Source organism: Pseudomonas sp. GW821-FHT01C01 (assembly GCF_059422645.1).
Map to the genome: position 1 here is coordinate 1 of NZ_JBWKXF010000064.1, position 25,247 is coordinate 25,247.

General features: G+C 58.8%; 29 protein-coding genes and 1 tRNA gene. 25 read left to right on the plus strand and 5 right to left on the minus strand.

What is annotated here, in order from left to right:
- Positions 1-190: 190 nt before the first annotated feature.
- The 3 genes from AC07XF_RS25835 to AC07XF_RS25845 all read right to left on the minus strand — a co-directional run bounded on the left by AC07XF_RS25835 (position 191) and on the right by AC07XF_RS25845 (position 1,462).
- Positions 191-625, minus strand: a complete 435-nt coding sequence (locus AC07XF_RS25835; RefSeq protein WP_495028762.1) for a GFA family protein — start codon at positions 623-625, stop codon at positions 191-193.
- Between the two features lie 186 nt (positions 626-811).
- Complete coding sequence (locus tag AC07XF_RS25840) at positions 812-1,057, minus strand: SDR family oxidoreductase (protein WP_495028763.1); 246 nt, start codon at positions 1,055-1,057, stop codon at positions 812-814.
- 78 nt (positions 1,058-1,135) lie between these two features.
- A complete protein-coding gene (locus AC07XF_RS25845; RefSeq protein WP_495028764.1) occupies positions 1,136-1,462 on the minus strand; it encodes a nuclear transport factor 2 family protein in 327 nt (108 codons plus the stop codon).
- A gap of 98 nt (positions 1,463-1,560) precedes the next feature.
- Between AC07XF_RS25845 and AC07XF_RS25850 the strand changes: the two genes are divergently transcribed.
- Positions 1,561-1,902 (plus strand): winged helix-turn-helix transcriptional regulator, encoded by a 342-nt coding sequence (locus tag AC07XF_RS25850; protein ID WP_495028765.1) that lies wholly within the window; start codon positions 1,561-1,563, stop codon positions 1,900-1,902.
- Between the two features lie 511 nt (positions 1,903-2,413).
- Here AC07XF_RS25850 and AC07XF_RS25855 read toward each other — a convergent pair.
- A tRNA-Leu gene (locus tag AC07XF_RS25855) sits at positions 2,414-2,498 on the minus strand.
- 107 nt (positions 2,499-2,605) lie between these two features.
- Between AC07XF_RS25855 and queA the strand changes: the two genes are divergently transcribed.
- The 6 genes from queA (at position 2,606) to AC07XF_RS25885 (ending at position 8,694) form a co-directional block, all read left to right on the plus strand.
- A complete protein-coding gene (gene queA, locus AC07XF_RS25860; protein ID WP_495028766.1) occupies positions 2,606-3,655 on the plus strand; it encodes a tRNA preQ1(34) S-adenosylmethionine ribosyltransferase-isomerase QueA in 1,050 nt (349 codons plus the stop codon).
- Between the two features lie 14 nt (positions 3,656-3,669).
- A complete protein-coding gene (gene tgt / locus AC07XF_RS25865) occupies positions 3,670-4,785 on the plus strand; it encodes a tRNA guanosine(34) transglycosylase Tgt (protein WP_495028782.1) in 1,116 nt (371 codons plus the stop codon).
- A 43-nt stretch (positions 4,786-4,828) separates the two neighbouring features.
- The gene (yajC, locus tag AC07XF_RS25870) at positions 4,829-5,164 is read left to right on the plus strand and encodes a preprotein translocase subunit YajC (RefSeq protein ID WP_007956696.1); all 336 of its coding nucleotides are present in this window, start codon (positions 4,829-4,831) and stop codon (positions 5,162-5,164) included.
- 64 nt (positions 5,165-5,228) lie between these two features.
- A complete protein-coding gene (gene secD, locus AC07XF_RS25875) occupies positions 5,229-7,097 on the plus strand; it encodes a protein translocase subunit SecD (protein ID WP_495028767.1) in 1,869 nt (622 codons plus the stop codon).
- Positions 7,098-7,106: 9 nt separating this feature from the next.
- Positions 7,107-8,021: a protein translocase subunit SecF gene (gene secF, locus AC07XF_RS25880; protein WP_495028768.1), complete on the plus strand. Its 915-nt coding sequence runs from the start codon at positions 7,107-7,109 to the stop codon at positions 8,019-8,021.
- A 121-nt stretch (positions 8,022-8,142) separates the two neighbouring features.
- Positions 8,143-8,694 (plus strand): glycine zipper 2TM domain-containing protein, encoded by a 552-nt coding sequence (locus AC07XF_RS25885; protein ID WP_007982734.1) that lies wholly within the window; start codon positions 8,143-8,145, stop codon positions 8,692-8,694.
- A gap of 252 nt (positions 8,695-8,946) precedes the next feature.
- Here the strand turns inward: AC07XF_RS25885 and suhB are convergent, their stop codons facing one another.
- Complete coding sequence (suhB, locus tag AC07XF_RS25890) at positions 8,947-9,765, minus strand: type III secretion system regulator SuhB (protein WP_007982736.1); 819 nt, start codon at positions 9,763-9,765, stop codon at positions 8,947-8,949.
- Between the two features lie 146 nt (positions 9,766-9,911).
- Here suhB and trmJ point away from each other — a divergent pair, with 146 nt between their 5' ends.
- The 18 genes from trmJ (at position 9,912) to bamB (ending at position 25,061) form a co-directional block, all read left to right on the plus strand.
- A complete protein-coding gene (gene trmJ / locus AC07XF_RS25895; RefSeq protein WP_495028769.1) occupies positions 9,912-10,682 on the plus strand; it encodes a tRNA (cytosine(32)/uridine(32)-2'-O)-methyltransferase TrmJ in 771 nt (256 codons plus the stop codon).
- A 2-nt stretch (positions 10,683-10,684) separates the two neighbouring features.
- Entirely contained in the window at positions 10,685-11,461 is a 777-nt protein-coding gene (gene cysE, locus AC07XF_RS25900; RefSeq protein WP_495028770.1) for a serine O-acetyltransferase, read from the plus strand.
- 245 nt (positions 11,462-11,706) lie between these two features.
- Positions 11,707-12,198, plus strand: a complete 492-nt coding sequence (iscR, locus tag AC07XF_RS25905; RefSeq protein ID WP_007974010.1) for a Fe-S cluster assembly transcriptional regulator IscR — start codon at positions 11,707-11,709, stop codon at positions 12,196-12,198.
- A 50-nt stretch (positions 12,199-12,248) separates the two neighbouring features.
- Entirely contained in the window at positions 12,249-13,463 is a 1,215-nt protein-coding gene (locus tag AC07XF_RS25910) for an IscS subfamily cysteine desulfurase (protein WP_495028771.1), read from the plus strand.
- Between the two features lie 83 nt (positions 13,464-13,546).
- Positions 13,547-13,933: a Fe-S cluster assembly scaffold IscU gene (iscU, locus tag AC07XF_RS25915; protein ID WP_007974006.1), complete on the plus strand. Its 387-nt coding sequence runs from the start codon at positions 13,547-13,549 to the stop codon at positions 13,931-13,933.
- Between the two features lie 34 nt (positions 13,934-13,967).
- The gene (gene iscA, locus AC07XF_RS25920) at positions 13,968-14,291 is read left to right on the plus strand and encodes an iron-sulfur cluster assembly protein IscA (protein WP_003227904.1); all 324 of its coding nucleotides are present in this window, start codon (positions 13,968-13,970) and stop codon (positions 14,289-14,291) included.
- A gap of 8 nt (positions 14,292-14,299) precedes the next feature.
- Positions 14,300-14,821 (plus strand): co-chaperone HscB, encoded by a 522-nt coding sequence (gene hscB, locus AC07XF_RS25925; RefSeq protein ID WP_204929331.1) that lies wholly within the window; start codon positions 14,300-14,302, stop codon positions 14,819-14,821.
- A 51-nt stretch (positions 14,822-14,872) separates the two neighbouring features.
- Positions 14,873-16,735 (plus strand): Fe-S protein assembly chaperone HscA, encoded by a 1,863-nt coding sequence (gene hscA / locus AC07XF_RS25930; RefSeq protein ID WP_495028772.1) that lies wholly within the window; start codon positions 14,873-14,875, stop codon positions 16,733-16,735.
- 2 nt (positions 16,736-16,737) lie between these two features.
- Positions 16,738-17,079: an ISC system 2Fe-2S type ferredoxin gene (fdx, locus tag AC07XF_RS25935; RefSeq protein WP_495028773.1), complete on the plus strand. Its 342-nt coding sequence runs from the start codon at positions 16,738-16,740 to the stop codon at positions 17,077-17,079.
- Between the two features lie 14 nt (positions 17,080-17,093).
- Entirely contained in the window at positions 17,094-17,294 is a 201-nt protein-coding gene (gene iscX / locus AC07XF_RS25940) for a Fe-S cluster assembly protein IscX (protein ID WP_007973999.1), read from the plus strand.
- An 88-nt stretch (positions 17,295-17,382) separates the two neighbouring features.
- The gene (ndk, locus tag AC07XF_RS25945) at positions 17,383-17,808 is read left to right on the plus strand and encodes a nucleoside-diphosphate kinase (protein ID WP_007982755.1); all 426 of its coding nucleotides are present in this window, start codon (positions 17,383-17,385) and stop codon (positions 17,806-17,808) included.
- A gap of 28 nt (positions 17,809-17,836) precedes the next feature.
- Positions 17,837-18,979, plus strand: coding sequence for a dual-specificity RNA methyltransferase RlmN (gene rlmN, locus AC07XF_RS25950; protein ID WP_495028774.1), 1,143 nt, complete (start codon positions 17,837-17,839; stop codon positions 18,977-18,979).
- A gap of 16 nt (positions 18,980-18,995) precedes the next feature.
- The gene (gene pilW / locus AC07XF_RS25955) at positions 18,996-19,754 is read left to right on the plus strand and encodes a type IV pilus biogenesis/stability protein PilW (protein ID WP_495028775.1); all 759 of its coding nucleotides are present in this window, start codon (positions 18,996-18,998) and stop codon (positions 19,752-19,754) included.
- Positions 19,754-20,794, plus strand: a complete 1,041-nt coding sequence (locus AC07XF_RS25960) for a RodZ domain-containing protein (protein ID WP_495028776.1) — start codon at positions 19,754-19,756, stop codon at positions 20,792-20,794. Before pilW ends, AC07XF_RS25960 begins: the two co-directional genes overlap by 1 nt.
- A gap of 3 nt (positions 20,795-20,797) precedes the next feature.
- Positions 20,798-21,907, plus strand: coding sequence for a flavodoxin-dependent (E)-4-hydroxy-3-methylbut-2-enyl-diphosphate synthase (gene ispG, locus AC07XF_RS25965; protein WP_003185136.1), 1,110 nt, complete (start codon positions 20,798-20,800; stop codon positions 21,905-21,907).
- 37 nt (positions 21,908-21,944) lie between these two features.
- Positions 21,945-23,234 carry a histidine--tRNA ligase gene (hisS, locus tag AC07XF_RS25970; protein WP_007973994.1) on the plus strand — a complete coding sequence of 430 codons (1,290 nt, stop codon included), beginning with the start codon at positions 21,945-21,947 and terminating at the stop codon, positions 23,232-23,234.
- Positions 23,235-23,275: 41 nt separating this feature from the next.
- The gene (locus tag AC07XF_RS25975; RefSeq protein WP_007982766.1) at positions 23,276-23,917 is read left to right on the plus strand and encodes a YfgM family protein; all 642 of its coding nucleotides are present in this window, start codon (positions 23,276-23,278) and stop codon (positions 23,915-23,917) included.
- Entirely contained in the window at positions 23,910-25,061 is a 1,152-nt protein-coding gene (gene bamB / locus AC07XF_RS25980) for an outer membrane protein assembly factor BamB (protein WP_495028777.1), read from the plus strand. The genes AC07XF_RS25975 and bamB overlap by 8 nt, the downstream gene beginning before the upstream one ends.
- The last annotated feature ends 186 nt before the right edge of the window (positions 25,062-25,247 follow it).

Sequence of the window (25,247 nt, forward strand, 5' to 3'; positions counted from 1 at the left end):
ACGATGCATCGCCGATGGTAGTGTGGGGTTTCCCCATGTGAGAGTAGGTCATCGTCAAGATTAAATTCCGAAACCCCTATCTGCGTACGCAGGTAGGGGTTTTGTTTATCCTCGAAAAAAGCATTCTGAGACTGGTGCGGGAATTGAATTGCATCTGGTTTCGTGGACATTCCGAGCGACCGTTGTTGGATCAATCATTGTCGATCTGGAGTTCATGCAAAAGAAATCCAAGTGAATCTGGCGCTGCCCTATGGCTTTTCTCCGAGCGCTGTTCATCCCAGGGCATAGAGTCATCGGTGCAGAAATCTCCAACACACTCCATGCTCAGCTTGGCCTCGATAAGTCCCAGCGGAATCCAAAAGTAAGGCGTCTCGCGCAGGGCATTAGGCACGGTCGAGCCACATCGCGAGCAAAAGTCATTCCTATACCCGCTGGGTTTGCGCCAGCTGTTGATTGCTCCTTGCCCTTCTTCCCATCGAAAATCACGGGCCCTTACTAGCGTGGCGAGATTATGGCCGACCCCGGTTTGCTTGCGGCATAGGGTGCAGTGGCAGCGATAAAAAAATCGTGGCTCAACCCCTAGAGAAAAGCGTACAGCCCCGCAAAGACATTGCCCTGACGTCATGGATATCTCCCTTGAAGAATTATGTGTCAGTGTTTCGTGCTAGCTCGGAAAAAGAGGTGGTCCTCCTAGTTCGTGCCTCTAATTTCCTGGACGCATCCGACGGGCTCCTTTTTGGCCGATCGCTGCCTGTCGCGAAAGGTAGCGTGCGACCCCGTGCTCGGTCGAGGCGAACTGCCGGGAACAGGTTCAGGTCCAGGGCTCGTTGCCATTGCTGGTCGTCGAGCACCTCATAGCTACCCACTGGAGCCGATGGGCGCCAGCGGCATGGACGATGATATCGAGCCCGCCGAGATGCTCATAGACGGCATCAACGACGCTGGTGCAACCCTCGGAGGTGGTGATGTCCGCCGCGACGAAGATGTCCTCGGGAATGTGTTCGGGACGTGAACGCGCAGCAGTCAGGACTTTTGCACCAGCCTCGTGCAGACGCAAGACAACGGCTTCACCAATACCCTTGGTCCCCTCCGGTGATCAATGCACGGCGGCCTTCAAGTTCCAGAGCCATGCTCATCAGCGAATCTCCAGGGATGCGATCTTGTCGTCGGCGAGTCCAACGGTGTAGGTAAGCTCGATGGGGCTACCAGGGAAGTTCCCGGTAAGCCGGGCGAGCAACGTCACAATCTGTCCTTTCTGCGAGCTGCTCAATGGTTCGATGCTGTATTGATACTTGGCCTGCGAAGCTTGCTTCCAGGCTTTGATGGCCTCCAGCCCATTGTACGTCTGGCCTTCGTCGCGCACAGTGGCGTCCTTGTTAAAGCAGCGCTCCAATATCTCGATGTCGGTATTTTTTTCGGCGGCAAGGTAGCTGGCGATTGATTCAGGCAATTCGATTTTCATGGCGTATTTCCTCGCTGGTGTACGGATTGCTTCACCCACATGCTCGCTGTAGGCATTACCAAATGACAAGAACCCACGAAAAAGTAAGTTAGGGAAATATGAGAGCAATCTATACCCCGGCGACCGCAGCCAGTGGCGTGGAAGCAGTATTCAGGCAACTCGAAGGACGCTGGAAATTGGTGATCCTGTTCCACCTCTTCGGAGGCCAGGTACAACGTTTTTCCGAGCTGGAAAAGCTGATCCCCGAGATATCCCAGAAGATGCTTGCCCAGCAGTTACGTCAGTTGGAATTGGATGGCATTGTGCATCGCACCGCCTATCCGCAAGTACCACCTAAGGTCGAATATCGCGTGACAGAATGGGGCCAAGCGCTGTGTCCAGCACTAGATGCACTGTTGAAATGGGCGGAACTACGGGAGACGCTCAAACCAGAAAGTTGAACCAGGCAGGATTCACAGCCTGGCTGAGAGGCAGCTTCTGGCCCAGGCTGTGTGAAAACGCATGCACCGTTTGAAGTCTGCGTTGCTATGTAAAATCTGGCAGCGTTTGGCTGGTTCAGCAGACCTGAAATTTGCGTAGGAATGCGATTTCCGTTGCGGTTCTGAGTGTCAAACTCGCTCTAAAACGTTTTCACACAGCCTGGGTCGATTGCTGCCTGTTGCGTATAGCGGAAATGCCAGTACTTGCGCCCGTTCGGCTGAACCAAGGGCAAGGCCCGAGCTATCACCTAATGTGTATTGCTTGTCGGTAGGCTTGGACGCTTTGACTTGCAGGGCGGTGAGGGGCATGGCTGTACACCTCCAGTTCTCGAACTGGAATCTGTACAGAAAATGTACCAAAAAGAGGTTGGCTTGCAAGGGACGGGGATGGAACCCCAGAGACCAAAAAGCCCGCAGTTAGCGGGCTCTAGGGGTGTTGCGTAGACGCTGGTAGTCGTCTATGTACTGCAAATGGTGCCCCGAGGGAGACTCGAACTCCCACTCCTTTCGAAAACGGATTTTGAATCCGCCGCGTCTACCAATTCCGCCATCAGGGCTCAATGGCGGCGAAGTATAGAGATGAGATAACCGCTGGTCAATCAGGTACATGGAGAATTTTTGATATTTCCGCTAGACTTCCCGGCCCTGCTAGACGAACCCCATCATGCGCGTTGCTGACTTTACCTTCGAGCTCCCTGATTCGCTGATTGCCCGCCATCCTTTGGCCGAGCGTCGCAATAGTCGCCTGTTGACCCTGGATGGGGTCAGCGGCGCCCTGGCACACCGTCAATTCACTGATTTGCTTGAGCATTTGCGCCCGGGCGACTTGATGGTGTTCAACAATACCCGGGTGATTCCGGCACGGCTGTTTGGCCAGAAGGCTTCCGGCGGCAAGCTGGAAATCCTCGTGGAGCGGGTGCTCGACAGTCATCGCGTGCTGGCTCATGTGCGCTCCAGCAAGTCGCCGAAGCCGGGGTCGAAGATCCTCATCGACGGTGGTGGCGAGGCCGAAATGTTGGCGCGCCACGATGCGTTGTTCGAGCTGGGGTTTGCCGAAGAGGTGTTGCCGCTGCTCGACCGCGTCGGGCACATGCCGTTGCCTCCTTATATAGACCGCCCGGATGAAGGCTCGGACCGCGAGCGTTATCAGACGGTGTACGCCGAGCGCCTGGGCGCGGTGGCGGCACCGACGGCCGGGCTGCATTTCGATCAGTCGCTGATGGAGGCGATTGCGGCCAAGGGCGTCGAAACCGCGTTCGTGACCTTGCACGTCGGTGCGGGTACGTTCCAGCCGGTGCGGGTCGAGAAAATCGAAGACCACCACATGCACAGCGAATGGCTGGAAGTCGGCCAGGACGTGGTCGATGCCGTTGCCGCCTGTCGCGCTCGTGGTGGTCGCGTCGTGGCCGTGGGGACCACCAGCGTGCGTTCCCTGGAAAGCGCCGCCCGCGATGGCGTGCTCAAGCCGTTCAGCGGCGACACCGACATCTTTATCTACCCGGGCCGGCCGTTTCATGTGGTCGATGCTCTGGTCACCAACTTCCATTTGCCCGAATCCACGTTGTTGATGCTGGTTTCGGCGTTCGCCGGTTATCCCGAAACCATGGCCGCCTATAAAGCCGCGGTCGACAACGGATACCGCTTTTTCAGCTACGGTGATGCGATGTTCATCACCCGTAATCCCGCGCCACGCGGCCCAGAGGAAACAGTATGAGTCGCACCTGCCGTATGTCTTTCGAGCTGCTTGCCACCGATGGCAAAGCTCGTCGTGGTCGCCTGACCTTCCCGCGCGGTACCGTCGAGACCCCGGCATTCATGCCGGTGGGCACGTACGGCACGGTCAAGGGCATGCTGCCACGGGATATCGAGGCGACTGGCGCCGAAATCATTCTGGGCAACACCTTTCACCTGTGGCTGCGTCCTGGCACGGAAGTGATCAAGAAGCACGGCGACCTGCACGATTTCATGCAGTGGAAAGGCCCGATTCTGACCGACTCCGGCGGTTTCCAGGTGTTCAGCCTGGGCGCCATGCGCAAGATCAAGGAGGAGGGCGTGACCTTCGCCTCTCCGGTCGACGGCGCCAAGGTGTTCATGGGGCCGGAAGAGTCGATGCAGGTCCAGCGTGACCTGGGCTCCGACATCGTGATGATTTTCGACGAATGCACGCCGTACCCGGCCGACGAAGACGTCGCCCGCGTGTCCATGGAGTTGTCGCTGCGTTGGGCCCAGCGCTCGAAAAACGCCCATGGCGACAACACCGCGGCGTTGTTCGGTATCGTTCAGGGCGGCATGCACCAGGACCTGCGCATGCGCTCCCTGGAAGGCCTGGACAAGATCGGCTTCGACGGCCTGGCGATCGGCGGTCTGTCGGTGGGCGAGCCCAAGCACGAGATGATCAAGGTGCTGGATTATCTGCCGGGCATGATGCCGGCTGACAAACCTCGTTACCTTATGGGCGTTGGCAAACCGGAAGATCTGGTTGAGGGTGTGTGCCGCGGTGTGGACATGTTCGATTGCGTGATGCCAACCCGTAATGCCCGCAACGGGCATCTGTTCATTGATACTGGTGTGCTGAAGATCCGAAACGCGTTCCATCGCCATGATGATTCGCCGCTCGATCCGACCTGCGATTGCTATACCTGCCAGAACTTCTCCCGTGCTTATCTGCATCACCTGGACAAGTGCGGCGAAATGCTGGGGAGCATGCTCAATACCATCCATAACTTGCGCCATTATCAAGTGCTTATGGCTGGTTTGCGCGAGGCTATTCAACAGGGTACATTGGCCGCCTTTGTCGATGCCTTCTACGCCAAACGCGGGCTTCCCGTTCCGCCTTTGGACTAAGTTTTCTGACCCCAATATTCAACATTTGCAACTGGAGTGCTAAATGAGCTTTTTTATCTCTAATGCCATGGCAGACGCTGCAGCACCTGCGGCAGCCCCTATGGGCGGCGGCTTTGAGTGGATTTTCCTGGTCGGCTTCCTGGTCATCTTCTACCTGATGATCTGGCGTCCACAGGCCAAGCGCGCCAAAGAGCAGAAAAACCTGCTGAGCAGCCTGCAAAAGGGCGACGAAGTTGTGACCACTGGCGGCATCGCCGGCAAGATCACTAAAGTGGCCGACGATTTCGTCGTTCTGGAAGTTTCCGACACTGTCGAAATGAAATTCCAGAAAGGCGCCATCGCCGCCACGCTGCCAAAAGGCACGCTCAAAGCGATCTAAGTTTCAACTTCATACTCAATCGACGGGGCGCGCAAGGCGCCCCGCGTCATAAGCGGGCGGCGTGATGCTGAACAAATACCCTCTGTGGAAATACATTCTGATCCTGGCGGTGCTGGCGGTCGGTCTGATTTATTCCGCTCCCAATCTTTATCCTGATGACCCGGCCATTCAGGTCAGCGGTGCAAGCACTGCGCTGCTGGTCAATCAGGCTGATCTGGATCGTGTGAGCACAGCGCTCAAGGAATCCGGGATCAACGTCAAGGCAGCTACCCTGTCTGCCAGCGGCAAGGGCGGCCTGATTCGCCTGACCAAGGCTGAAGATCAATTGCCGGCCAAGGACGTTGTACGCAAGGCGTTGGGTGATGACTACGTCGTTGCATTGAACCTGGCACAAACCACCCCGCAATGGCTGCGCAACCTCGCTGCGCACCCGATGAAGCTGGGGCTGGACTTGTCCGGTGGTGTGCACTTCCTGCTGGAAGTGGACATGGACAAAGCCCTCGATGCGCGCCTGAAAGTCTACGAAGGCGACGTCAAGAGCCTGCTGCGTAAAGAGAAGCTGCGCTATCGCAGCCTGCCGCAACTCAACGGTGCCATCCAGCTGGGCTTCGCTGATGAAGACAGCCGCGAACAGGCCCGTGTGCTGGTCCGCAAGAACTTCAACGATTTCGACATTGTTCCGGCCGACCTCAATGGCCAACCGGTGCTGCGTCTGGCGATGACCCCGGCCAAGCTGGCGGAAATCCGCGAATACTCCATCAAGCAGAACTTGACCACGGTGCGTAACCGCGTCAACGAGCTGGGTGTTGCCGAACCGATCGTTCAGCGCCAGGGCGCCAACCGCATCGTGGTTGAGCTGCCAGGCGTGCAGGACACCGCCGAAGCCAAGCGTATCCTCGGCAAGACGGCGAACCTGGAGTTCCGTCTGGCGGCAGAGCCTGGCGCTTCGAAAGCCACTTCCGAATCCTTCGAGTTCCGTGAAGGCAAGCGTCCTCCTGCTCTGATCGAGCGCGGCTTGATCATCACCGGTGACCAGGTGACTGACGCCAAGGCTGGCTTCGGCGAGCACGGCACACCGGAAGTGAACATTCGTCTGGACGGTCATGGCGGCGAGCTGATGAGCCGTGCGACCCGTTCGAACGTTGGTCGCAGCATGGCAGTGATCTTTATCGAACAGCGTCCGGTCACCACTTACACCAAACAAGTGGTCGATGGCGTCGAAAAAGACGTGGCGGTGCAGTCGTTCAAGGAAGAGAAGAAAATCATCAGCCTGGCGACCATCCAGTCGCCGCTGGGTGCTCAATTCCGCATCACTGGCCTGAACGGCCAGGGCGAGTCGTCCGAACTGGCGCTGCTGCTGCGTGCCGGTGGTCTGGCTGCGCCGATGTACTTTGCTGAAGAACGCACTATCGGTCCAAGCCTGGGTGCTGACAACATCACCAAGGGTATCGATGCATCGCTGTGGGGCATGTTGTTCGTCTCGCTGTTCATCATGGCCATCTACCGCTTCTTCGGCCTCATCGCCACCGTCGCCCTGGCGGTGAACATGGTGATGCTGCTGGCGCTGATGTCACTGCTGGGTGCAACGCTGACCCTGCCGGGCATCGCCGGTATCGTGTTGACCATGGGTATGGCGGTCGACGCCAACGTGCTGATCTTCTCGCGGATCCGTGAAGAGATCGCCGCCGGCATGACCGTGCAGCGTGCAATCAACGAAGGCTTCGGCCGGGCATTCACCGCGATTCTCGACGCCAACCTGACCACTTTGCTGGTCGGCGGCATCCTCTTTGCCATGGGCACCGGCCCGGTCAAGGGCTTCGCAGTGACCATGTCCCTCGGGATCTTTACCTCGATGTTCACGGCCATCATGGTGACCCGCGCGATGGTCAACCTGATCTTCGGCGGTCGTGACTTCAAGAAGTTGTGGATTTAAGGGGCTGCCATGTTACGTACAATCAACTTCATGGGCGTTCGCAACTTTGCGTTCGGCGTCACATTGTTCCTTACCGCGCTGGCAATGTTCAGTGTCTTTCACAAGGGCATGAACTGGGGCCTGGACTTCACTGGCGGTACGCTCATCGAGCTGACCTACGAGCGTCCGGCCGATGTCACCAAGGTGCGTGAGCAGTTGGTGACCGCGGGTTATCACGAAGCCATCGTGCAGAACTTCGGTGCAACTACCGATCTGCTGGTGCGTATGCCAGGCGAAGATCCGCAACTGGGTCACCAGGTAGCCGAAGCCTTGCAGAAGGTCGGTGGCGAGAACCCGGCGGCGGTCAAGCGTGTCGAGTTCGTCGGCCCGCAGGTGGGTGAAGAGCTGCGCGACCAGGGCGGCCTCGGCATGCTGATGGCGCTGGGCGGCATTCTGATCTACCTGGCTTTCCGCTTTCAGTGGAAGTTCGCGGTCGGTGCGATCGTATCGCTGATCCACGACGTGATCGTGACCGTCGGTATCCTGTCGTTCTTCCAGATCACCTTCGACCTGACGGTGCTGGCGGCGGTATTGGCGATCATCGGTTACTCGCTCAACGACACCATCGTGGTATTCGACCGGGTTCGTGAGAACTTCCGCGTGTTGCGCAAGGCCAGCCTGATCGAGAACATCAACATCTCGACCACGCAAACCCTGCTGCGGACTATGGCGACGTCGATCTCCACTTTGCTGGCGATCGCGGCACTGCTGTTCTTCGGCGGCGACAACCTGTTCGGCTTCTCCATCGCCCTGTTCATCGGTGTTCTGGCGGGTACTTACTCGTCGATCTACATCGCGAACGTGGTGCTGATCTGGCTGAACCTGAGCACTGAAGATCTGATTCCTCCGGCGAATACCGAGAAGGAAGTCGACGACCGTCCTTGAAGGAAATTTCCTAGGGTGGTGTAGTCCAAAAAAGGCGCGAGTTGAACTCGCGCCTTTTTTTGTGCTCCAAGGCTGGGAGAAGCGCGGACATGTTCCGCATGTGATGGTCCAGGAGGTTCATGTGAACAAGTCGATGCTGGTTGGTGCGGTACTGGGTGCTGTCGGTGTGACTGCCGGGGGTGCTGTGGCCACCTACAGCCTGGTTAAGAAAAGCGGTCCTGAGTTTGCTCAGGTTCTAGCCGTTGAGCCGGTCAAGACACAAATCAAGACTCCACGTGAAGTATGCAAGGATGTAACGGTCACCCGGCAGGCGCCGGTGAAAGATCAACATCAGATCGCCGGTACGGTGGTCGGTGCATTGGCAGGTGGTTTGCTGGGTAACCAGATCGGTGGCGGCACCGGCAAGAAAATTGCCACGGTTGCGGGCGCTGTCGGTGGTGGTTACGCCGGTAACAAGGTTCAGGAGGGCATGCAAGAGCGTGACACCTACACCACGACCCAGACCCGTTGTAATACGGTGAACGACATCAGCGACAAAGTAGTGGGTTACGACGTGCGTTACTCGCTGGATGGCAAGGAAGGCAAGGTGCGCATGGACCGAGATCCGGGCAACCAGATTCCGGTGGATAAGGAAGGCAAGCTGATCTTGTCGGAGAATCAGCAGGGGCAGTGATCTGCTGACGCCAGATAAAAAAAGCACCCTGCGGGGTGCTTTTTTTTGTGCCCGCAATTTCTGCATCACCACCAATCCCCCTGTGGGAGCGGGCTTGCTCGCGAAGGCGGTGTATCAGTCACTATTAATGCTGGCTGACACGCCGCCTTCGCGAGCAAGCCCGCTCCCACATTGGTGCTGTGGTGTTATTGGGGCTGGATTTCAGGCATAAAAAAAGCACCCCGAAAGGTGCTTTTTTCTGTCGCGGGAAGCTTAGCGCTTCAGCGATGCCGGCAGGTGCGGCTGGATAGCCGTCAGGACTGCCTTGAAGCATTTGGTATTGCCGGCAACGACGTGGCCTTTTTCAAGGAAGTCGTGACCGCCGGTGAAGTCGCTCACCAGACCGCCGGCTTCCTGGATCAGCAGGGCGCCTGCCGCCATGTCCCACTCGGACAGGCCCGACTCCCAGAACGCGTCGAAACGGCCGGCGGCCACGTAGGCCAGGTCCAGGCTTGCCGAACCGGCGCGGCGGATGCCGGCAGTCTGGCCAACCAGGGCGCGGAACATGCCCAGGTAGTTGTCGAGGTTGTCCATCTGGTCGTCACGGAACGGGAAGCCGGTACCCAGCAGGGCGCCGTCCAGGCTGGTACGGCCGCTGACGCGCAGGCGACGACCGTTCAGTTGGGCGCCGCGACCACGGCTGGCGGTGAATTCTTCCTGGCGAACCGGGTCCAGAACAACGGCGTGTTCCAGGCGACCGCGGTATTTGCAGGCAATGCTGACAGCGAAGTGAGGAATGCCGCGCAGGAAGTTGGTGGTGCCGTCCAGCGGATCGATGATCCACAGGTACTCTTCGCCTTCGATACCGGTGCCGGCGTGCATGCCGGTCTCTTCACCCATGATCGAGTGATTCGGGTACGCCTTGCGCAGGGCGTCGATGATTTTCTGTTCGGCGGCGCGATCCACCTCGGATACGTAATCCTTGGCGTCTTTTTCGTCGACCTTGATGGTATCCAGGCGCTCGATGGAGCGGAAGATCAATTCACTGGCGCTGCGGGCGGCGCGCAGCGCGATATTCAGCATGGGCTGCATGGATGTGTCACCTAAGGTTGTTAAAGAAAGCCGGGCATTCTATCAGAAAGTTTCTACAGGAGAAGGACGACGTTCGCTTTCATAGCTTAACGGTAGGTGTAGCTGTAAGATTCTGCTCCCGATTATTGTGTTCGAGAGCGCCTCCCTTGCTGCAAAACATTCGTGTCGTCCTGGTCAATACCAGCCATCCGGGCAATATCGGCGGGGCTGCGCGTGCCATGAAGAACATGGGGCTGTCGCGGCTGGTGCTGGTCGAGCCTCGTCTGTTCCCGCATCACGAGGCCGATGCCCGTGCCTCCGGTGCCGGGGACATCCTTGAAAACGCGCAAGTCGTCGCCACCTTGGAAGATGCCTTGGTCGGTTGCAACCTGGTGCTCGGTACCAGTGCCCGTGACCGGCGCATTCCCTGGCCGCTGCTCGATCCCCGCGAATGCGGAGCGAAGGTAGTCGAGGAAGCGGGGCAGGGTGCGGAAATCGCCCTGGTGTTCGGGCGTGAAGATTCCGGCCTGACCAACGAAGAGCTGCAGCGATGTCATTACCATGTGCACATTCCATCGGACCCTGAGTTCAGCTCGCTGAATCTTGGGGCGGCGGTGCAGGTGTTGGGTTATGAAGTGCGCATGTCCTGGCTGGCGGCCCAAGGTCAGCCGAGCAAGGTCGAGAAGGAAGAAGTGGCTTCCGTCAAAAGCGCTGAGCTGGCGACCATGGACGAACTGGAGCGATTCTATGAGCACCTGGAGCAAACCCTGGTGGCCATCGAATTCCTCGATCCGGAAAAACCACGGCACTTGATGGCGCGCCTGCGCCGGTTGTACGGACGCAGCTCGGTCAGCCGGGCGGAAATGAATATTTTGCGTGGCATCCTCACGGAAACCCAGAAAGCGGCCCGTGGTGAGCTACTAAAGCGGAAGGATTAATGATGTTCGAGCGTTTGCGTGAAGATATCCAGAGCGTATTCCACCGAGACCCGGCGGCGCGTAACGCTTTTGAAGTCCTGACTTGCTACCCCGGCATGCACGCCATCTGGATTCACCGTTTGTCGGCAGCCTTGTGGCGTGCGGACCTGAAATGGCTGGCGCGGCTGGTGTCGAACTTCGGTCGCTGGTTGACCGGGATCGAGATTCATCCGGGGGCCAAGGTGGGGCGGCGCTTCTTTATTGACCATGGCATGGGTATCGTCATCGGTGAAACCGCCGAGATCGGCGATGACGTCACTCTTTATCAGGGCGTGACACTGGGCGGCACCAGCTGGAACAAGGGCAAGCGTCACCCGACCTTGGGTGATGGCGTAGTGGTCGGTGCTGGCGCCAAGGTGCTCGGGCCGTTCACTGTCGGCGCAGGCGCCAAGGTCGGTTCCAACGCGGTGGTGACCAAGGCTGTACCACCGGGAGCGACCGTGGTGGGGATTCCGGGGCGGATCATCGTCAAGTCAGACGAAGAACAGGACGCCAAGCGCAAGGCCATGGCCGAAAAGATCGGGTTCGATGCCTACGGCGTCAGCGAAGACATGCCTGACCCGGTGGCCCGCGCCATCAATCAATTGCTCGATCACCTGCAGGCGGTCGATGGCCGTCTGGAAGGTATGTGTGGTGCGTTGAAGGATCTGGGCAGTAATTACTGTGCGAAAGATCTGCCTGAGCTGCGCGAAGAAGACTTCGCCTGTGTGAAGGACAAGGATCAGAGTCAGGCCAGCTAGACCGCGTCGACCTCTTCGCGAGCAAGCCCGCTCCCACATTGAGCTGTGCCCGTCTGGCCAACTGTGGGAGCGGGCTTGCTCGCGAAGAACGGTGACGCGGTATTGCTGGTCGTTCAGGCCCAGCCTTTGCTATGATGCGCGCGCTCTTTTGCGGGTAAACCTGACTAAAGTACTAGGTCTTATAGTTGACTTAAATACTCGGGAATTGCATACTCGCCTCATTCCGAACTCCGTGGTAATTGTCCATGCGACTGACTACAAAAGGCCGATACGCCGTGACCGCCATGCTTGACCTGGCGTTGCACGCGCAGCACGGGCCCGTGTCCCTGGCCGATATCTCCGAGCGCCAAGGCATCTCCCTGTCCTACCTCGAACAGCTTTTCGCCAAGCTGCGCCGCAGCAATCTGGTGTCCAGTGTGCGTGGTCCGGGCGGCGGCTACCAGTTGTCCCGCGACATGCAGGGCATCCAGGTCGCCCAGGTGATCGATGCGGTGAACGAATCGGTCGATGCAACCAAATGCCAGGGGCAGGGTGATTGCCATCAAGGCGACACCTGTCTGACCCACCACTTGTGGTGCGATCTGAGCCTGCAGATTCACGAATTTCTGAGCGGTATCAGCTTGGCTGATCTTGTGACTCGCCGTGAGGTGCAAGAAGTAGCCCAGCGTCAGGACCAGCGCCGTTGCAATAGCAAGGTGCCACGCCTGGACAAGATTGAAGCGTCCGCCGTCGAATGACAGCCAAAGAGCTAGCGGCACGCCAGCCAGCCTGATTTAGGAGATAGTCCATGAAATTGCCGATTTACCTTGATTACTCTGCGACCACCCCGGTTGATCCGCGTGTCGCGCAAAAAATGAGTGAATGCCTGCTGGTCGACGGAAACTTCGGTAACCCGGCGTCCCGTTCCCACGTGTTCGGCTGGAAAGCTGAAGAGTCCGTTGAAAACGCTCGCCGTCAGGTCGCCGACCTGGTCAACGCCGATCCGCGTGAAATCGTCTGGACCTCCGGTGCCACCGAATCCGACAACCTGGCAATCAAGGGTGCGGCGCATTTCTATGCCACCAAAGGCAAACACCTGATCACCACCAAGATTGAGCACAAGGCTGTCCTCGACACCATGCGCCAACTGGAGCGTGAAGGTTTTGAGGTCACCTACATCGAGCCTCGCACCGATGGCCTGGTGACGCCTGAGATGATCGAAGCGGAACTGCGTGACGACACCATCCTGGTCTCGGTCATGCATGTGAACAACGAAATCGGCACCATCAACGACATCGCAGCCATCGGCGAACTGACCCGCTCCAAGGGCATCCTGTTCCACGTCGACGCTGCTCAGTCTACCGGCAAGGTCGACATCGACCTGTCGAAGCTGAAAGTCGACATGATGTCGTTCTCTGCCCACAAGACCTACGGCCCTAAAGGCATCGGTGCCCTGTATGTGAGCCGCAAGCCGCGTGTGCGCATCGAAGCGACCATGCACGGTGGCGGTCACGAGCGCGGCATGCGTTCCGGCACCCTGGCGACCCACCAGATCGTCGGCATGGGCGAAGCTTTCCGTGTGGCCAAGGAAGACATGGCTGCCGAGAACGTGCGCATCAAGGCCCTGAGCGACCGATTCTTCAAGCAGGTCGAGCACCTGGAAGAGTTGTACGTCAACGGCAGCATGACCGCCCGCGTTCCGCACAACCTGAACCTGAGTTTCAACTACGTTGAAGGCGAGTCGCTGATCATGGCGCTCAAGGATCTGGCGGTTTCGTCCGGTTCGGCCTGCACCTCGGCTTCCCTCGAGCCTTCGTACGTACTGCGCGCCCTGGGCCGCAACGACGAACTGGCACACAGTTCGATCCGTTTCACCTTCGGCCGTTTCACCACCGAAGAAGAAATCGACTACGCCGCGCAGAAAGTCTGCGAGGCCGTTACCAAGCTGCGCGCTCTGTCGCCGCTGTGGGACATGTACAAAGACGGTGTCGACATTTCGAAAATCGAGTGGGCGGCACACTGATTTCAAGTCGCCGCAAACCAGCCCTGCGCACGATGGTGGCAGGGCTCAAAGAGCGACTCTCTGATGAGTGAGGATTAAGAATCATGGCTTACAGCGAAAAGGTCATCGACCACTACGAAAACCCGCGCAACGTCGGCAAGATGGACGCGGAAGATCCTGATGTCGGCACCGGCATGGTCGGCGCTCCGGCATGCGGCGACGTGATGCGCCTGCAGATCAAGGTCAACGACGCCGGTATCATCGAAGATGCCAAGTTCAAGACCTATGGCTGCGGTTCGGCTATCGCTTCCAGCTCCCTCGCCACCGAGTGGATGAAGGGCAAGACCCTGGACGAAGCGGAAACCATCAAGAACACTCAGCTGGCTGAAGAGCTGGCCCTGCCGCCAGTGAAAATTCACTGCTCGGTACTTGCTGAAGACGCCATCAAGGCGGCTGTTCGCGACTACAAGCAGAAGAAAGGCTTGATCTGATTTTCGAGTTTTGGCGACGAGTAAGGAGTCACCGATGGCTATCAGCATGACAGAAGCGGCTGCTCGACACGTGCGGCGCTCCCTCGACGGGCGCGGCAAAGGTGAAGGGATTCGTCTGGGTGTTCGCACCACGGGCTGTTCCGGCCTTGCCTACGTGCTGGAGTTTGTCGACGAGGTGGTTGCAGAGGATCAGGTGTTCGAGAGTCATGGCGAAAAAGTGATTATCGACCCGAAAAGCCTGGCCTACCTGGATGGCACCGAGCTCGATTTCGTCAAGGAAGGGTTGAACGAAGGCTTCAAGTTCAACAACCCCAACGTACGCGGTGAATGTGGCTGCGGCGAAAGCTTCAACATCTGAGGCTTGTCGTGGGTACTCCTTGTCATTTCGCTTTATTTGAGCTGCAACCGAGTTTCGACCTGGACCTCGACCAGCTGGCTACGCGCTACCGTGAGTTGGCGCGTAGTGTTCATCCGGACCGCTTTGCCGACGCTTCCGAGCGTGAGCAGCGGCTGGCGCTAGAGCAATCCGCGAGCCTCAACGAGGCCTACCAGACGCTCAAGAACCCACCCAAACGCGCGCGTTACCTGCTCGCCTTGAGTGGTGGCGAGTTGCCGCTGGAGGTCACGGTGCATGATCCGGAGTTTCTTCTGCAGCAGATGGAGTTGCGTGAAGAGCTCGAAGACCTGCAGGACAGCGCCGACCTCAACGGCGTTGCTGTCTTCAAGCGCCGCCTGAAGGCTGCCCAAGATGAACTGAACCAAAGCTTCGCAGCTTGCTGGAACGATGCCGCGCAACGCGAACGGGCCGAGCGCCTGATGCGGCGCATGCAGTTCCTCGACAAGCTCACCTACGAAGTGCGCCAGTTAGAAGAGCGCCTCGACGATTAACCCAGTGCCGCTCCGGTCGCACGCCTGATATACAGATAAGTCCTGATAACGATGGCCCTACTGCAGATCGCCGAACCCGGCCAAAGTCCTCAACCGCACCAGCGTCGTCTGGCTGTGGGGATTGACTTGGGCACTACCAATTCGCTGGTCGCTGCATTGCGCAGTGGTCTTTCCGAGCCTCTGGCTGACGCAGAAGGGCGGGTCATCCTGCCGTCTGCCGTGCGCTACCACGCCGATCGCGTCGAAGTCGGCGAGTCGGCCAAGCTGGCTGCCGCCACCGATCCCTTGAACACCGTGCTGTCGGTCAAGCGCTTGATGGGTCGTGGTCTGTCCGACGTCAAGCAATTGGGCGAGCAACTGCCATACCGCTTTGTCGGTGGCGAGTCGCACATGCCGTTCATCGAGACGATCCAGGGCCCGAAAAGTCCGGTCGAAGTCTCGGCGGATATTCTCAAGGTCCTGCGCCAGCGCGCCGAAGCCACCCTCGGCGGTGAGCTGGTGGGTGCGGTGATCACCGTTCCGGCCTATTTCGACGATGCACAGCGTCAAGCCACCAAGGATGCGGCCAAGCTGGCCGGTCTGAACGTGCTGCGTTTGCTCAATGAGCCAACGGCGGCGGCGGTGGCGTACGGTCTGGATCAGCATGCCGAAGGCCTGGTCGCCATTTATGATCTGGGCGGCGGCACCTTCGATATTTCGATTCTGCGTCTGACCGGCGGTGTCTTCGAAGTCCTGGCTACCGGCGGCGACAGCGCCCTGGGTGGCGATGACTTCGACCACGCGATCGCTGGCTGGATCATTGAGAGCGCCGGTCTGTCCGCCGACCTCGATCCGGGTGTGCAGCGCAATTTGCTGCAAACCGCCTGCGCGGCCAAGGAAGCACTGACCAATGTTGCGGTCGTTGAAGTTGCCTATGGCGACTGGAAGGCCGAGCTGTCCCGCGAAGCTTTCGATGCGTTGATCGAGCCGATGGTGGCTCGCAGCCTGAAAGCCTGCCGTCGCGCCGTTCGCGATTCCGGCATCGAGCTGGAAGACGTGCATGCCGTGGTCATGGTGGGTGGTTCGACTCGCGTACCCCGCGTTCGCGAAGCCGTCGCCGAAGCCTTTGGTCGCCAGCCACTGACTGAAATCGACCCGGATCAAGTGGTGGCCATCGGTGCCGCGATCCAGGCTGATACGCTGGCCGGCAACAAGCGCGACGGTGACGAATTGCTGCTGCTCGACGTGATCCCGTTGTCCCTTGGTCTGGAAACCATGGGTGGCCTGATGGAGAAGGTGATTCCGCGCAACACCACCATCCCCGTCGCCCGCGCCCAGGATTTCACTACCTATAAAGACGGCCAGTCGGCCATGGCCATCCACGTATTGCAGGGTGAGCGCGAGCTGATCAGCGACTGCCGCTCCCTGGCACGCTTCGAATTGCGCGGCATTCCGGCGATGGTTGCCGGCGCGGCGAAGATTCGCGTGACCTTCCAGGTCGATGCCGATGGTCTGCTCAGTGTTTCCGCCCGCGAACTGGGTTCGGGTGTCGAAGCCAGCATTCAGGTCAAGCCGTCCTACGGCCTGACCGACGGCGAAATCGCCAAGATGCTCAAGGACTCGTTCCAGCACGCCAATGACGACAAGGTTGCCCGCGTACTGCGCGAGCAGCAGGTCGACGCCCAACGCCTGATCGAAGCAGTGCAGGCCGCTCTGGAGGCCGATGGCGAGCGTTTGCTCGACGCCGAAGAGCGCTTGGTCATCGACATGCAGGTGCAGGAACTGACCGAACTGATGAAAGGTACCGATGGTTACGCCATCGAGCAGCAGACCAAGCGTCTGTCGCAAGTGACCGATGCCTTTGCTGCCCGCCGCCTGGACTCGACGGTGAAAGCCGCGCTGGCGGGGCGCAACCTGAATGAGATTGAGGAATAACGATGCCGCAGGTCATTTTTCTGCCACACGAGAAGTTCTGCCCTGAAGGCATGGTTGTAGAGGCTGAGACCGGTACGTCCATCCTCGAGCTGGCCCATGAGCACCATATCGAGATGGAAAGCGCTTGCGGTGGCGTCTGCGCTTGCACCACCTGCCACTGCATCATTCGCGAGGGTTTCGACTCGCTGGAAGAGGCTGACGAGCTGGAAGAGGACTATCTTGACAAGGCTTGGGGCCTTGAGCGTGAGTCCCGCCTGGGGTGTCAGGCCAAGGTCGGTACGGAAGACCTGACCATCGAAATTCCGAAGTATTCGCTCAACCACGCAGCCGAAGCACCGCACTGATTCAAGGAATTGTCATGAAACTCAAGTGGACTGATGTGCTGGAGATCGCGATCCAGCTGGCTGAAAGCAAGCCCGACGTGGACCCTATGTCGGTCAACTTCGTCGATCTGCGTAAATGGGTAATGGAATTACCCGATTTCGACGACATGCCTGAGCATTGTGGCGAAAAGATCCTGGAGGCCATTCAGGCCCACTGGATCGAAGAACGCGACTGAGCCACGCCGCAGGTTAGGCAATACCCGAGAACCCGCGTATAATTCGCGGGTTTAATTTTTCGTAAATTACCGTTTCTGGAGTTACACCATGGCTGTTCAACGTACTTTCTCCATCATCAAGCCTGACGCTGTTGCTAAAAACGTGATCGGCGAGATCACCACTCGTTTCGAAAAAGCTGGCCTGCGCGTTGTAGCTTCGAAACTGAAGCAACTGTCCAAAGCTGAAGCTGAAGGCTTCTACGCTGAGCACAGCGCTCGTGGTTTCTTCAACGACCTGGTTGCTTTCATGATCTCCGGTCCGGTTGTCGTTCAGGTTCTGGAAGGCGAAAACGCTATCGCTCTGAACCGTGAGCTGATGGGCGCTACCAACCCTAAAGAAGCTGCTGCCGGCACCATCCGCGCTGACTTCGCTGATTCCATCGACGCCAACGCTGTACACGGTTCGGACTCCGAAGCCGCTGCCGCTCGCGAAATCGCATACTTCTTCGCAGCTACTGAAGTAACCACTCGCTAAGCATTGGCTTAAGAGTGAAGGTGAATCCATGACTACATCGACTGTAAAAACTAACCTGCTGGGTCTGACTCAGCTGGAAATGGAAAAATTCTTCGACTCAATCGGGGAGAAGCGTTTCCGTGCCGGTCAGGTAATGAAATGGATTCACCACTTTGGCGTCGATGATTTCGATGCCATGACGAACGTCAGCAAGGCCTTGCGCGAAAAGCTCAAGGCTGTTGCTGAGGTCCGTGGTCCCGAAGTGGTCAGCGAGGACATCTCTAGCGACGGCACCCGCAAGTGGGTGGTGCGCGTGGCGTCCGGCAGCTGCGTCGAGACCGTGTACATTCCCCAGGGCAAGCGCGGCACCTTGTGCGTTTCGTCCCAGGCAGGCTGTGCCCTGGATTGCAGTTTCTGCTCCACCGGCAAGCAAGGCTTCAACAGCAACCTCACCGCCGCCGAAGTCATTGGCCAGGTGTGGATTGCCAACAAATCCTTTGGCAGCGTCCCGGCAACCGTCGACCGTGCCATCACCAACGTGGTGATGATGGGCATGGGTGAGCCGCTGCTGAACTTCGACAACGTCGTCGCGGCCATGCATTTGATGATGGACGACCTGGGCTACGGCATTTCCAAGCGCCGTGTGACGCTGTCGACCTCCGGCGTGGTGCCGATGATCGATGAGCTCTCCAAGCACATCGACGTCTCCCTGGCGTTGTCCCTGCACGCACCGAATGACGCATTGCGTAACCAATTGGTGCCGATCAACAAAAAATATCCGCTTAAGATGCTGCTCGAGTCGTGCCAGCGCTACATGTCGAATCTCGGCGAAAAGCGCGTGCTGACCATCGAGTACACCTTGCTCAAGGACGTCAACGACAAGGTCGAGCACGCGGTGGAAATGATCGAGTTGCTCAAGAACATCCCGTGCAAGATCAACCTGATCCCGTTCAACCCGTTCCCGCATTCCGGTTACGAGCGTCCGAGCAATAACGCGATTCGTCGTTTCCAGGATCAGCTTCATCATGCCGGTTTCAACGTCACCGTCCGCACCACCCGTGGTGAAGACATCGACGCCGCGTGTGGTCAATTGGTAGGGCAGGTGCTGGATCGCACCCGTCGCAGCGAACGTTATATCGCCGTGCGTGAATTGAACGCTGACAACGATATAGCTCAAAACGCTGCGAAATAACCGAGAGAGGATCTCTATGTCACTGCGCTTTGCGCTGCTTTTGCTGTTGGCCAGCCTGTGTGCTGGCTGCGTGCTTTCGGGTGACTACAACCCGATGAAGACCAGCAAGGGCCGTGATGAAGCGCGTGCGGCGTATGTGCAACTCGGTATCGGGTATTTGCAACAAGGCATGACCGAGCGCGCCAAGGTTCCGCTGAAGAAAGCGTTGGAGCTGGATGACTCCGATCCGGATGCCAATGCGGCGCTGGGGTTGGTGTTCCAGGCCGAGATGGAACCGGAATTGGCCGACGAGCATTTTCGCCAGGCACTGTCTTCCCGTCCCGACGATGCGCGAATTCTCAATAACTACGGCAGTTTTTTGTTCGAGCAGAAACGTTACAAGGAAGCCTATGAGCGCTTTGAACAAGCCGCTGCCGATACCCTGTATCCTGAGCGTTCGCGGGTGTTCGAGAACCTGGGTATGACCGCTGCGATGCTCGGTCAGCGCGATTTGGCCCGGCAGCAACTGGAAAAAGCCCTGCGCCTGAATCGCCAACAACCACGTGCGTTGCTGGAAATGGCTGAGTTGTCTTACGAAGACAGGCATTATGTGCCCGCGCGCGATTTTTACGACCGTTTTAACCAGCTCGCCGAACAAAATGCACGTAGTCTATTGCTCGGCGTTCGACTGGCAAAAGTATTTGAAGATCGCGACAAGGCCGCAAGTGCCGGCCTGCAACTAAAACGACTCTATCCCGGTACGCCGGAATATCAGCAATACCTGTCGGAGCAATGATGAAAGCGGCGCATCCCGAAGTTGTAGCAGCGAATCGCGTTAACCCCGGTGAGACTCTGCGCCAGGCCCGCGAAAGCAATGGCTGGTCGCTGGCCGAAGTGGCCCTCAAGCTCAACCTCACCGTCAATTCCCTGAGCAATCTTGAAGCGGGCCAATTCGACAAACTGCCTGGGCATACCTTTGCCCGCGGTTATATTCGTGCCTACGCCAAGTTGCTCGGCATGGATCAGGCCGTTCTGGTCCAGCAGTTCGATCAATCCACCGGCAGCGACTCCCAGGGCAGCAACGTCCACAGCCTGGGCCGTATTGAAGAACCGGTTCGGGTTTCCCACACCATCTTGCGAATTGTCAGCCTGCTGTTGCTGATTGCCGTGATCGGTGGCGGTTTTGTCTGGTGGCAGGACCAAACCTCGATGCGCACCAAGGACCTGATCGGTCTGGCTCCTGAACACGTTGAAGTCGAGGGCGCCGACGGTACGACACAGATTCATCCGCTGGACGAGCCGGAAGACCAGGCCGTCGTGGAAGGTCAGACCGAAGGCGGAACCGCCCTCGCGCTGCCACAGGCCGACACTCCGGCTGAAGCACCTGAGCAGGCTCAGTCGACTGCACCGGCCGCAGCCCCTGCTGCGCCGGCCACACCCGCCACACCCGCCGCACCCGCCGCACCCGCTCACACTACCGCACCCGTTGTCGCAACGCCGGTGACCCCGGCAACTCCGGCCGCTCCGGCTCCGGTGGTCACTGCGCCGGTAGCCCCGAGTACTCCAGCTCCAGCGGTAACCGCGCCAGTGACCGGTCAAGGCCAGGTTCAGGTGCAGTTCACCAGCGATTGCTGGACACAAGTGACCGACGGTAGCGGCAAGGTGCTGTTCAGCGGTCTCAAACGCAAAGGCGACAGTCTGGCAGTCAATGGCAAACCACCGTTCGCCGTACGCCTGGGCTTCGCCCGCGGCGCTCAGGTCAGCTACAACGGCCAGCCGGTTGATGTCGCTCCTTTCACCAGTGGCGAGACTGCTCGCCTGAAGTTGGGTCAATAAGTCATGCACGGCGAATCTCCAATCAAACGTCGCGAATCCCGCAAGATCTGGGTCGGTAACGTGCCTGTTGGCGGCGATGCGCCTATCGCTGTGCAGAGCATGACCAACAGCGACACCAACGATGTCGCGGCCACCGTCGCGCAAATCAATCGACTGGAAGCGGCCGGCGTCGATATCGTGCGGGTCTCCGTACCGGACATGGACGCTGCCGAAGCCTTCGGCAAGATCAAGCAACTGGTCAAGGTGCCCTTGGTTGCCGACATCCACTTCGACTACCGGATCGCATTGCGCGTAGCCGAACTGGGCGTCGATTGCCTGCGGATCAACCCGGGCAACATCGGCCGCGAAGACCGCGTGCGTGCGGTGGTGGATGCCGCCCGTGACCGGGGGATCCCGATCCGTATCGGCGTGAACGCCGGTTCCCTGGAAAAAGACCTGCAAAAGAAATACGGCGAACCGACCCCGGCTGCGCTGGTCGAGTCTGCCTTGCGTCACGTCGAGCACCTGGAGCGCCTGAACTTCCAGGACTTCAAGGTCAGTGTTAAAGCTTCCGATGTGTTCATGGCCGTCGAAGCCTACCGCTTGCTGGCCAAGGAAATCGTCCAGCCGCTGCACCTGGGCATCACCGAAGCCGGTGGTTTGCGTTCCGGCACGGTGAAATCTGCCGTGGGCCTCGGTATGCTGCTCGCCGAAGGGATTGGCGATACTATCCGCATCTCGTTGGCGGCCGACCCGGTCGAGGAAGTGAAAGTCGGCTACGACATTCTCAAATCCCTGCACCTGCGTTCCCGTGGCATCAACTTCATCGCCTGCCCGAGTTGCTCGCGGCAGAACTTCGATGTGGTCAAGACCATGAACGAGCTGGAAGGGCGCCTCGAAGATTTGCTGGTGCCGCTGGATGTTGCGGTCATCGGTTGCGTGGTCAACGGCCCGGGCGAAGCCAAGGAAGCCCATATCGGCTTGACCGGCGGCACGCCGAACCTGATTTACATCGACGGCAAGCCGTCGCAGAAACTGACGAATGACAATCTGGTGGATGAGCTTGAACGCTTGATCCGCCAGAAAGCGGCCGAAAAGGTCGAAGCTGACGCTGCCGTCATCGCGCGTGGCTGAGCCTGACTAAAGAGCCGAACGAATTTAAGGATTTAAAGTGAGCAAGTCTCTGCAAGCCATTCGTGGCATGAACGACATCCTGCCCGAACAGACTCCCCTGTGGCGTCATTTCGAAGGCACCGTTTCGCGCCTGCTGGATAACTACGGTTACAAGCAGATCCGCATGCCGATCGTCGAGTTCACCGAACTGTTCAAGCGTTCCATCGGTGAAGTGACCGACATCGTCGAAAAAGAGATGTACACCTTCGACGACCGCAACGGCGACTCTCTGACCCTGCGCCCTGAAGGCACGGCGGCCTGTGTGCGCGCGGTGCTGGAGCACGGCATCACCGGCGGTGGCCAGGTTCAGAAACTCTGGTACATCGGCCCGATGTTCCGCCACGAGCGTCCGCAGAAAGGCCGTTATCGCCAGTTCCACCAGATCGGTGTCGAGGTGTTCAACCTCGACGGCCCGGACATTGACGCCGAGCTGATCGTGCTGACCTGGCGCCTGTGGGGCGAACTGGGCATTCGCGATGCGGTAAAACTCGAGCTCAACAGCCTGGGCACCAGCGAATCCCGCGGCCGTTATCGCGAAGCGCTGGTCGAGTACCTCTCGGCGCACATGGACAAGCTCGACGAAGACAGCCAGCGTCGTCTGAAAACCAACCCGCTGCGGGTTCTTGATACCAAGAACGCCGACACCCAGGCGGTATTGGTCGATGCGCCGAAAATGGCCGATTACCTCGACGAAGAATCCCGCGTGCATTTCGAGGGCCTCAAGGCGCGTCTCGACGCCGCCGGCATTCCTTACGTGATCAACCCGAAGCTGGTTCGCGGGCTGGATTACTACAGCAAGACCGTTTTCGAATGGGTCACCGACAAACTCGGCGCCCAGGGCACCGTGTGTGCCGGTGGCCGTTACGACGGTCTGGTGGAGCAGATGGGCGGCAAGCCGACCGCCGGCGTTGGTTTTGCCATGGGCATCGAACGCCTGGTGCTGTTGCTGGAAACCCTGGAGCAGATCCCGGAAGAGATCTCCCGTCAGGTCGACGTTTACCTCTGTGCCTTCGGTGAAGCTGCCGAACTCGCCGGCCTGACCCTGGCGGAGCGCGTTCGTGATCAGTTGCCCAACCTGCGCCTGCAAGTGAATGCCGGCGCCGGCAGTTTCAAAAGCCAGTTCAAGAAGGCCGACAAGAGCGGCGCGTTGTATGCGCTGATCCTCGGTGACGACGAAATGGCCCAGCAAGTGGTAGGTTTCAAACCCCTGCGTGGCCAGGGCGAACAACAAAGCATTGCCTGGGATGCGCTTGCAGCACACCTGGCCACCTGCGTCGTGCAGGGTTGAAGCTGTCTAAACAGCCGAATTAGCGATTAAGGAGTATTGGGGTGTCGAGTACCGAAGACGAACATGTGGCGGAATTGAAGGAATGGTGGTCACGCAACGGTAAGCCCCTGGTTACTGGCGGCCTGTTGGCGCTGGTCATCGTGTTCGGCTGGCAGGCGTTCCACAAGTATCAGAGCAATCAGTCGCAAGGCGCCTCGATTCTCTATCAGCAATTGCTCGAGACCACGCTGACGCCTGACGGCAAGCCTGATGCGGCGCGTGTTTCGGACCTGGCCGGCAAGCTCAACAGCGAGTTCGGCGGCAGCGCATACGCGCAATACGGCAGCCTGTTCGTGGCCAAAGTGGCGGTGGACAGCGGCAAGCTGGACGACGCGGCCAGCGAACTGAAAGCCATTGTCGACAAACCGGCCAATCCGGCGCTGGGCGAAATCGCCCGTCAGCGTCTGGCCCAGGTACTCGGTGCGCAGAACAAGGCCGACGAAGCACTGAAACTGCTCGAAGGCGATGCCGACAAGGCATTCCTGGCCACTCGCGAAGAGCTCAAGGGCGACCTGCTGGTGCAGCTGGGTCGTACCGATGAGGCGAGCGCGGCGTATCAAAAAGCCAAGGCGGCACTGTCGGATGAAGCGGCGGTCGGTGGCCTGCAAATCAAGCTGGACGACCTGGCCAAAGGGGATGCGTGACGTGATTCGTTGGAAACATGCAGCATTGCTGGCTCTGGCCTTGTTGGCCGCGGGTTGCAGCAGCAACAGCAAAAAAGAATTGCCTCCGGCCGAACTGGTCGACTTCAAGGAAGAAGTGGTTCTGCACAAGCAGTGGAGTCGTTCGATCGGTGACGGTCAGGGCGAAACCTACAACATGCTGGTTCCGGCTATCGATGGCGAAACCATCTATGCCGCCGACGTCACTGGCGTGTTGATGGCGATGGACCGCAACACGGGCGACGTCAAATGGAAGAAAGATCTCGAACTGCCTGTTTCCGGCGCTGTTGGCGTTGGTTACGGTCTGGTCATGATCGGTACGCTCAAGGGTGAAATCGTTGCCCTGGACGCCATTAACGGTGACGAAAAGTGGCGCGCTCGCGTGTCCAGCGAAGTGCTGGCTCCGCCAGCCAACAACGGTGACGTTGTGGTGGTTCAGACTCAGGACGATCGTCTGATCGGCCTGGATGCCTCCACCGGTAATCGTCGCTGGATCTATGACAGCACCCCTGCGGTACTGACCCTGCGTGGTACCAGTGCGCCGATCGTGACCAACCGCCTCGCGGTGGCTGGCCTGTCGACCGGTAAAGTGGTTGCCGTGGATATCTCCAACGGCGTACCGGTGTGGGAACAGCGCGTAGCGATCCCGCAAGGTCGCTCGGAGCTGGAGCGCGTGGTCGATATCGACGGTGGCTTGCTGCTGTCGGGCGGGACACTGTATGTCGCCAGTTATCAAGGGCGCGTTGCCGCGCTGGACCTGCAAAGCGGCCGTCAGCTCTGGCAGCGTGATGCTTCCAGCTACGCCGGTGTCGCCCAGGGTTTGGGCTCCGTTTATGTGAGCCTGTCTTCGGGCACCGTTGAAGGCGTCGACGAGCGTTCTACCTCGGCCTTGTGGAGCAACGATTCGCTGGCCCGTCGTCAACTGTCGGCCCCGGAAGTGTTCTCCAGCTACGTTGCAGTCGGTGACCTGGAAGGTTACCTGCACCTGCTGAGTCAGGTGGACGGTCGTTTCGTCGGCCGTGAACGCATCGACAGCGACGGCCTGCGTGCCCGTCCGCTGGTGATGGGTGACACGATTTATGTGTATGGCAACAGCGGCAAACTGGAAGCCCTGACCATCAAGTAACGACTATGCTTGGGCTTTAACCCCCAAGCGGCTTCACCTGTATGGATGTAGGAGCGAGCTTGCTCGCGATGGACGTTAACGATGACGTTGGCGGCCTGGATAAACGCGGTGTCTTGGCGTTTTTCGCGAGCAAGCTCGCTCCTACAAATGACAACGTGATTGCCCCCGAGCACCAGCCGCTGCCTC

Bases quoted from the DNA above. Each gene is read 5' to 3' on its own strand.
- AC07XF_RS25835 (WP_495028762.1), bottom strand. From the start codon at position 625: ATGACGTCAGGGCAATGTCTTTGCGGGGCTGTACGCTTTTCTCTAGGG.
- AC07XF_RS25845 (WP_495028764.1), bottom strand. From the start codon at position 1,462: ATGAAAATCGAATTGCCTGAATCAATCGCCAGCTACCTTGCCGCCGAA.
- AC07XF_RS25850 (WP_495028765.1), top strand. From the start codon at position 1,561: ATGAGAGCAATCTATACCCCGGCGACCGCAGCCAGTGGCGTGGAAGCA.
- queA (WP_495028766.1), top strand. From the start codon at position 2,606: ATGCGCGTTGCTGACTTTACCTTCGAGCTCCCTGATTCGCTGATTGCC.
- tgt (WP_495028782.1), top strand. From the start codon at position 3,670: ATGTCTTTCGAGCTGCTTGCCACCGATGGCAAAGCTCGTCGTGGTCGC.
- yajC (WP_007956696.1), top strand. From the start codon at position 4,829: ATGAGCTTTTTTATCTCTAATGCCATGGCAGACGCTGCAGCACCTGCG.
- secD (WP_495028767.1), top strand. From the start codon at position 5,229: ATGCTGAACAAATACCCTCTGTGGAAATACATTCTGATCCTGGCGGTG.
- secF (WP_495028768.1), top strand. From the start codon at position 7,107: ATGTTACGTACAATCAACTTCATGGGCGTTCGCAACTTTGCGTTCGGC.
- suhB (WP_007982736.1), bottom strand. From the start codon at position 9,765: ATGCAGCCCATGCTGAATATCGCGCTGCGCGCCGCCCGCAGCGCCAGT.
- cysE (WP_495028770.1), top strand. From the start codon at position 10,685: ATGTTCGAGCGTTTGCGTGAAGATATCCAGAGCGTATTCCACCGAGAC.
- iscR (WP_007974010.1), top strand. From the start codon at position 11,707: ATGCGACTGACTACAAAAGGCCGATACGCCGTGACCGCCATGCTTGAC.
- AC07XF_RS25910 (WP_495028771.1), top strand. From the start codon at position 12,249: ATGAAATTGCCGATTTACCTTGATTACTCTGCGACCACCCCGGTTGAT.
- iscU (WP_007974006.1), top strand. From the start codon at position 13,547: ATGGCTTACAGCGAAAAGGTCATCGACCACTACGAAAACCCGCGCAAC.
- iscA (WP_003227904.1), top strand. From the start codon at position 13,968: ATGGCTATCAGCATGACAGAAGCGGCTGCTCGACACGTGCGGCGCTCC.
- hscA (WP_495028772.1), top strand. From the start codon at position 14,873: ATGGCCCTACTGCAGATCGCCGAACCCGGCCAAAGTCCTCAACCGCAC.
- fdx (WP_495028773.1), top strand. From the start codon at position 16,738: ATGCCGCAGGTCATTTTTCTGCCACACGAGAAGTTCTGCCCTGAAGGC.
- iscX (WP_007973999.1), top strand. From the start codon at position 17,094: ATGAAACTCAAGTGGACTGATGTGCTGGAGATCGCGATCCAGCTGGCT.
- ndk (WP_007982755.1), top strand. From the start codon at position 17,383: ATGGCTGTTCAACGTACTTTCTCCATCATCAAGCCTGACGCTGTTGCT.
- rlmN (WP_495028774.1), top strand. From the start codon at position 17,837: ATGACTACATCGACTGTAAAAACTAACCTGCTGGGTCTGACTCAGCTG.
- pilW (WP_495028775.1), top strand. From the start codon at position 18,996: ATGTCACTGCGCTTTGCGCTGCTTTTGCTGTTGGCCAGCCTGTGTGCT.
- AC07XF_RS25960 (WP_495028776.1), top strand. From the start codon at position 19,754: ATGAAAGCGGCGCATCCCGAAGTTGTAGCAGCGAATCGCGTTAACCCC.
- ispG (WP_003185136.1), top strand. From the start codon at position 20,798: ATGCACGGCGAATCTCCAATCAAACGTCGCGAATCCCGCAAGATCTGG.
- bamB (WP_495028777.1), top strand. From the start codon at position 23,910: ATGCGTGACGTGATTCGTTGGAAACATGCAGCATTGCTGGCTCTGGCC.